Origin of the sequence: Helicobacter magdeburgensis, from assembly GCF_000765825.2 — a bacterium.
In the GTDB taxonomy this organism is placed as follows: Bacteria; Campylobacterota; Campylobacteria; order Campylobacterales; family Helicobacteraceae; genus Helicobacter_C; species Helicobacter_C magdeburgensis.
Map to the genome: position 1 here is coordinate 113,223 of NZ_JRPE02000007.1, position 6,520 is coordinate 119,742.

Sequence of the window (6,520 nt, forward strand, 5' to 3'; positions counted from 1 at the left end):
GAGTAACAATGGAAAATATTGAAATAGACATTCAGGAAGTGAGACAGGAAGGTGCGGTTATTACCGCTGTTGGCGTTGGTGGCGGTGGCTCAAATATGATTAATCATCTTGTGGGGACAAGTCCGCACAAATCTATCAAACTTATAGCGACAAATACAGATATTCAGCATTTAGAAACTACAAGTGCAAATATCAAAATGAAGCTTGGTGAGAAGCTTACAAAAGGCTTGGGTGCGGGTATGCAGCCAGATATAGGCGAAAAGGCGGCACTAGAGACTTATGAAGAGTTAAAAGCTGTGCTAAGTGGCTCGGATATTGTATTTATCTCTGCGGGTCTTGGCGGTGGCACAGGCACAGGGGCAGCTCCCGTTGTGGCTAAAGCAGCAAGAGAAGTTGGGGCATTAACTATTTCTGTTGTAACTAAGCCTTTTAAATGGGAGGGTGGCAGACGCGCTGAACTTGCTGAAGAGGGATTGCGTAATTTAAAAGCAGAGAGTGATTGTATTGTTGTTATTCCAAACGATAGGCTTTCATCTATCATTCCTAAAAGTTATGGTGTTCAAGAGAGTTTTGAAGTTGTAAATGGTGTGTTGGCTCGTGCTGTGAATGGGATTTCAGGTGTGATATTACATCATAGTCCAAATGATATTAATGTGGATTTTGCCGATGTGAAAACGGTAATGAGCCACAAGGGCTTAGCACTTATGGGTATTGGCGAAGCCACAGGTGATAATGCTGCGTGTGAGGCTGTGCGTATGGCAATAGAATCTCCATTGCTTGACAATATTTCTATTAATGGTGCGATGGGTGTGCTTGTGAATTTTGAGATGAATGGATACTCACTCATTGAGATAGGCGAAGCGATGAATATGATTGAATCTATTGTTGATAATAAGGCTCACGTGATTTTTGGGACACGCACACTTGCAGATGCGGCAAAAGACTATGTCAAGGTAACTGTGGTTGCCACGGGCTTTGAAAGAGAAGTTGTAAGCACCGAGCCACAACCGCAAATGCGTGATGAACAAGGTTTGGAGCAATCTCGCCAAAGTTTGCGTCTTGCACGAAAGGTCTCTGGGGGTGATACTGGTTTGTTTGACAATGAAAGCCTTGAAGTCCCAACCTATCTCCGCAATCAAAAGGACTAATTTATATCTTGTAAGTATTGAAGTGTGAGTGTAGAATCTTACTTTTTTGGTTTTCACACTCTCACACATCTGTGAGATTTTTAGATTCTGTTTTTCTGGCTTTAAGCCACTCTGTGAGCTTGAAAGAGCTGTCTTTATGAAAGGTAAGAATATCATAATAGTAAATATTTTGCCTAGAATCTTGTGTGTAGTCCATAAGTAATTTTAAATTATTGCAATCATCACTTTGCAAAACACAAAGTAACACGCCAAAATTATCAAAAATGAGTAATTGCTCGTATCCCAACTTGTTAAGCCTAGGGAATATGGATAGAAAATCTTCATTTTGTGCTTGGAGATGATTTTTGTCCCATTCAAAAAATATTGTGGGCTTAAAATATGTTAAAGTTTTGAAAGCTCCACGAAGCACTTTAAAATCAAAACCATCAGTATCTATTTTTATAAAGTTTGGAGAGAAATCTGCCTTTGACACAACAGAATCAAGAGTTTGGATTTGAACGCTAGAGTAGTTATGTTTGTCGTTAATAAGTTTGCCACTTCCATCTTGCAAGGAAATGGTATATGCACTTTGCTCATCATTATCACCCAAAAAAGTGTGAGAGATGATAAATAATGGGGGAGTTTCAGCAGGATTTAGCGGAAGATTCTTGTTATGCCCCCCCCCCCATACTTATATCTTTGATAGTTGCTTTGTGAAAATTATAAGAAATGTTAGTTTTGATTAAATTGGCATAACTTTTTTCGCCCTCTATCAGCAAATAAGAGGCATTTGGCATATTTGTCAAAACGGCTGTATCGCCTATATTTGCCCCCACATCAATCATATTAAGTTTGCCATCTTTTGTGTAGATATGATGAGCTATGGAATGAAGCTGCATATCATATGTTGGATATGTTTTTTGATTGAGTGGTAAGGTGTGGGAAAATGGCATTGCAAGTTTGATGTTATTGTAGCTTAAGGTAATGATAGGATTTGAAATTTTAAGGATAAGCTTTCTTGCTAAGAGTAAGAATTTTTCTAAGATTCTGTTATTTGTGTGTAAGAGAAGTTGATAGATATATTGTGCTAGAAATTTCATAATATGAAACCTTTTACTGAAAAATTGATGTTGCTGAAAAGTTACAAATGGCGTGCTCGGAGGGATTCAAACCCCCGACCTACAGGACCGCAACCTGTTGCTCTATTCAGCTGAGCTACGAGCACAAAAGTAAAGTCGGCATTCTAGCTAAAAATCCTTAAAACTCACTTTATATAATGCAGATTTAAGCATTTTTAAATAAATTTTCCTTATAATACCGCTTTCAAATTTTACAAGAAAGTAGGTGAGCTTATGCCGGGTATTAAAGTGAAAGAAAGCGAATCTTTTGAAGAAGCGTATAGAAAGTTCAAAAAACAAACTGATCGTAACCTTGTTGTAACGGAACTAAGAGCGAGACGATTTTTTGAATCTAAGACTGAAAAACGCAAAAAGCAAAAAATTAACGCTAAGAAAAAAATGCTTAAGCGTCTATATATGTTAAGACGCTACGAGTCAAAACTCTAAGTTCTAGCAAGATTCTTAAACCTTCAAGGCTTTAAGCTTTGGAGGCTTAAGAGACTTCACACAATACTTCTAAAACATTTTTCAATTTCACCTTATTAAACTCCCTTACTATATTAAATGACTTAACAAAAGCGATGTTAATTTAAGCCTTGCCCTTTTTAGTTAGAATGCTCTAGCAGAATCTCATCATATTTTCATCAAAAGTAGGACATATCAATGAAGCTTTTCACTCACCCTGTGCTTTTTAAGATTTTTATTTTGCTTATTTTTTTAAACACCATTATTCTTTTTGGCTCACAATATTTTGTCTATACCAAGCATTGGGATTTGTATTGGTTTAGCTCATTTTTCTACCGCGAGTTGTTGCTGTGTGTGAGTTACTTTGGCGTATTTTGGATTCTTTCACTCTTGCCTTTTGGCGTGTATGTGGCGTGGGCTATCTTTGGCATAAGCATTATCTGCTTTGTGGTTGATATATTTTTGCTCTACACTTTTGATACGAATCTTAACTCCTACCTTGTCATCGTAGCCCTAGAGACAAATCCACAGGAGAGTGCGGAGTTTTTGCATAATTATGTGAATTTTGGCTTGATTGGCGTATATGCCTTTTTTCTTATCATCGCTGTGTTGTTGTGGGCTAAGATTCCACTTTTGCAGCCCTCCATTAAGCTTAAGAAATGTATGCGGTTTGTGTATATGTGGTTTGTTGTGAGTGTGTGCATCGTGCTTGCTATGATTTTCACTCACACCAAGCCTCTAAATGAAGATTGGAGCGATATGCTTTATAATTACACAAAGCAGTTCTATCGTGCGATTGAGGGCACTTATGGCTTTATGAAAGAATATGAGCGGCTAAATAGTAAGTTTGATGAGCTATCCACCACACTTCAGGTAAAAAAAGCAAAAAACAATATCCAAAATATCGTGCTTGTCATTGGTGAATCTACTCAAAGAGACCGCTTAAGCCTTTATGGCTATCCGCTTCCCACCACGCCAAATCTAGATTCTATCAAACAAAATAATCCTAAGAATCTACTTGTTTTTAGCGATGTTATCGCTTCTCACGGGCAAACCCACGAATCTTTAAGCTTAAGTCTCACCTTTGCTAATCAGGATAACACGCAAGGTATAGAGACGATAAAGTCCAAGCAAAAGGCAAAATCCACCAAGCCCAGCGAGATTCAAAAGCCGTGGTATGAGTATATGAATGTCATTGATTCTTTTAAGCTTGGGGGCTATCATACCATTGCTATTTCTAATCAAGAGCCTATAAGTCTTTTTGGTAATGCTGCGGCGACTATTCTTAAGCGTGCTGATGAAGCACATTTTGTCAATGTCAATGACAAGATGAGCACCACAAAGTTTGATGAAGCAATTTTAGATATTTTAGATGAGGAGCTAGGCGTAGGCGTGGAACAGGGCGATTTACAAGAGGATTTTAGCGATGTGGATTCTAAGCCTACAAGCTCAAGCGAGAATCTACCACAAGAGCCACAAAACACAGCAGATTCTAAAGATTCTAAGCCGACATTTTACGCTCTGCACCTTATGGGTAATCACGCGAAGTATTACAACCGCTATCCAAGTAGCTTTGCAAAACTTAGCAGTGAAGATATGCTCTGTCCTGCGGATCGTGTGGAGAATCTAGCCACCACAAGCGTGGAAGAGAATATGCATTATGATAATAGTGTGCTGTATGGGGATTTTGTGCTAAATGAGATTATAGAGCGGTTTGAAAATACAGATTCTTTAGTGCTGTATTTTAGCGATCACGGAGAAGAGATTTATGATTGGCGGAATTTTATAGGGCATAGCGATAGCAAAATGTCGCGTTTTATGGTGGAGATTCCATTTATTATTTATGTGAGTGATGTGTTTATTACCAAGCACCCAGAGCTTTATAAGCGATTGCAAAAAGCACAGAATCAACGCTATATGAGCGATGATTTAATCCATACCTTACTTGATATTGCAGGAATTGATATGCAGGGCTTTGAATCTAAGCGAAGTTTAATAAGCAATGACACAACTTTACTCAAAAACAGAATTCGCCTTGTTGGCGAGAAAAAAAGTATAAAAGATTATGACAAAGAGCTGAAAGCTCAAAAGAGCTACTATCAGCAGGGGTTGTGTAAAAGCGATGAGCGTATAAGAGCAGATCAAAGGAGCAAGAATGAGTGATACACGATTTTTCCGCACTTTTGTGCTTTTGTGGCTTATGAATACTCTGCTTATTGTGATGTCTCAGCAGACTACTTTGCATACGCATTTTGATATGTATTATTTTTTGACTTTTGCGTATAGAGAGATGATGTTTATTGTCAGCTATGGTGCGTTGTTTGGTGTTATTTATATGCTGAAATGGAAACCTTTACAGAATCTATTGCTTTTTGTGGTGGTGGCTCTTAGTGTTTTGTGTATGATGGCTGAAATTTTTTGCCTTTATAACTTCTCTACTTTATTAAATTCCTATGTGATTAGCATTGCCCTTGAAAGCAATATGCGAGAGAGTTTTGAGTTTTTACATACATACATAGATATGAAATTACTTGGAATGTATGGGCTTTTTGGTTTAGGTATTTGGTTGTGTTTTAAGATTCAAGTGCCAAAATGCGTGAGAAACAATACATTGAAGCTAAAAGTTGTGTATGTGTTGTTGCTTCTTCTTGTTGTGGTGCTACATATTGTGAGTGTGCGTCCTTCAAGTCCGTCTTTGCGGTTTAGTGATGTGCTGTATCATAGCTATACTTCTGTGTCAAAATCGTTCAAACACGCCCTTGCATTTATGCAGGAGTATAAAAGGTTGCAAACACATTTTGATGAGTTTGCCAAAGGATTTGAAGTAAAGCCCAGCAAGGAAAAGATTGCAAATGTTGTGCTTGTCATTGGGGAAAGCACACAGAGAGGTAAAATGAGTTTGTATGGCTATGGATTGCCGACTACTCCGCTTTTAGAGAGTTTGAAGCAGCAAAAACCACAGAATCTGCTTGTTTTTAATGATGTGATTTCATCTCAAGGCTCAACCTATGAAAGTCTCACGCAGGTGCTAACCTTTGCAAATCAAGAAAATGCTCAAAATTCGCAATGGTATGAGCATTTAAATCTCATTGATGCTATGCGTCTTGGGGGCTATCATACCACGACTATTTCAAATCAAGAGGCGGTGAGCTTTTTTGGCAATGGTGTAGCGACAATTTTAAATAGGGCAGATGAGGTAAAATACTTAAGCTATGGCGATAGTTTTGATTTAACAAGGCTTGATGGGGAGCTACTAGGAGTGCTTGATACTTATCTTAAGCAATATAATGTATCGCCCCCCCCCCAGTTAGAATCTCAACAATCTAGCTTGGTAGATTCTAAATCCCACAATGAGCCTTTGCGGTTTTTTGCCCTGCACCTTATGGGAAACCACGACAGGTATGAAAGTCGCTATCCAAAGGAGTTTGAGATTTTCACACAAAGTGATATAAGACAAGATTTTGGTGATAAAAATAAAATTGCTGCTTATCTTAATAGTGTGCTGTATGGCGATTTTTTGCTACGAGAGATTATAAAGCGATTTGCAGATTCAGATTCTTTAGTGCTGTATTTTAGCGATCACGGAGAAGAGGTGTATGAGAATGGAGACTTTGCTGGACATAGTAATTCTAAAATGTCGCGTTTTATGGTGGAGATTCCATTTATTATGTATGTGAGCGATGAATTTATTGACAAGCACCCAGAGCTTTATAAGCGATTGCAAAAAGCACAGAATCAACGCTATATGAGCGATGATTTAATCCATACCTTACTTGATATTGCAGGAATTGATATGCAGGGCTTTGAATC

5 protein-coding genes, 1 tRNA gene and 1 pseudogene are annotated in these 6,520 nt (G+C 38.1%); 4 read left to right on the forward strand and 3 right to left on the reverse strand.

Features of this window, described 5'->3' with window-relative positions:
• The first annotated feature begins 8 nt into the window (after positions 1 to 8).
• Entirely contained in the window at positions 9 to 1,148 is a 1,140-nt protein-coding gene (gene ftsZ, locus LS74_RS06150) for a cell division protein FtsZ (protein ID WP_034588921.1), read from the forward strand.
• 61 nt (positions 1,149 to 1,209) lie between these two features.
• On the opposite strand, the pseudogene LS74_RS06155 reads toward ftsZ, so the two are convergent.
• The 3 genes and pseudogenes from LS74_RS06155 to LS74_RS06165 form a co-directional block, all read right to left on the reverse strand.
• Positions 1,210 to 1,773, reverse strand: a pseudogene (locus tag LS74_RS06155) (FkbM family methyltransferase); the annotation flags it as partial.
• A gap of 25 nt (positions 1,774 to 1,798) precedes the next feature.
• Complete coding sequence (locus LS74_RS06160; protein ID WP_034589800.1) at positions 1,799 to 2,227, reverse strand: hypothetical protein; 429 nt, start codon at positions 2,225 to 2,227, stop codon at positions 1,799 to 1,801.
• A 48-nt stretch (positions 2,228 to 2,275) separates the two neighbouring features.
• Positions 2,276 to 2,352 (reverse strand) — tRNA-Arg (locus LS74_RS06165).
• 127 nt (positions 2,353 to 2,479) lie between these two features.
• Between LS74_RS06165 and rpsU the strand changes: the two genes are divergently transcribed.
• The 3 genes from rpsU to LS74_RS06180 form a co-directional block, all read left to right on the forward strand.
• On the forward strand, positions 2,480 to 2,692 hold the full coding sequence (gene rpsU, locus LS74_RS06170; RefSeq protein ID WP_002955579.1) for a 30S ribosomal protein S21: 213 nt from the start codon (positions 2,480 to 2,482) through the stop codon (positions 2,690 to 2,692).
• A 216-nt stretch (positions 2,693 to 2,908) separates the two neighbouring features.
• Positions 2,909 to 4,873: a phosphoethanolamine transferase gene (locus LS74_RS06175; RefSeq protein ID WP_034588926.1), complete on the forward strand. Its 1,965-nt coding sequence runs from the start codon at positions 2,909 to 2,911 to the stop codon at positions 4,871 to 4,873.
• Positions 4,866 to 6,520 (forward strand): phosphoethanolamine transferase (locus tag LS74_RS06180; RefSeq protein ID WP_138128922.1); only part of this gene is annotated, 1,655 nt, incomplete at its 3' end. The genes LS74_RS06175 and LS74_RS06180, both read left to right, overlap by 8 nt.

What these genes read in the sequence shown, in the direction of transcription:
- ftsZ (WP_034588921.1), top strand. Translation starts at nt 9, where the DNA reads ATGGAAAATATTGAAATAGACATTCAGGAAGTGAGACAGGAAGGTGCG.
- LS74_RS06160 (WP_034589800.1), bottom strand. Translation starts at nt 2,227, where the DNA reads ATGAAATTTCTAGCACAATATATCTATCAACTTCTCTTACACACAAAT.
- rpsU (WP_002955579.1), top strand. Translation starts at nt 2,480, where the DNA reads ATGCCGGGTATTAAAGTGAAAGAAAGCGAATCTTTTGAAGAAGCGTAT.
- LS74_RS06175 (WP_034588926.1), top strand. Translation starts at nt 2,909, where the DNA reads ATGAAGCTTTTCACTCACCCTGTGCTTTTTAAGATTTTTATTTTGCTT.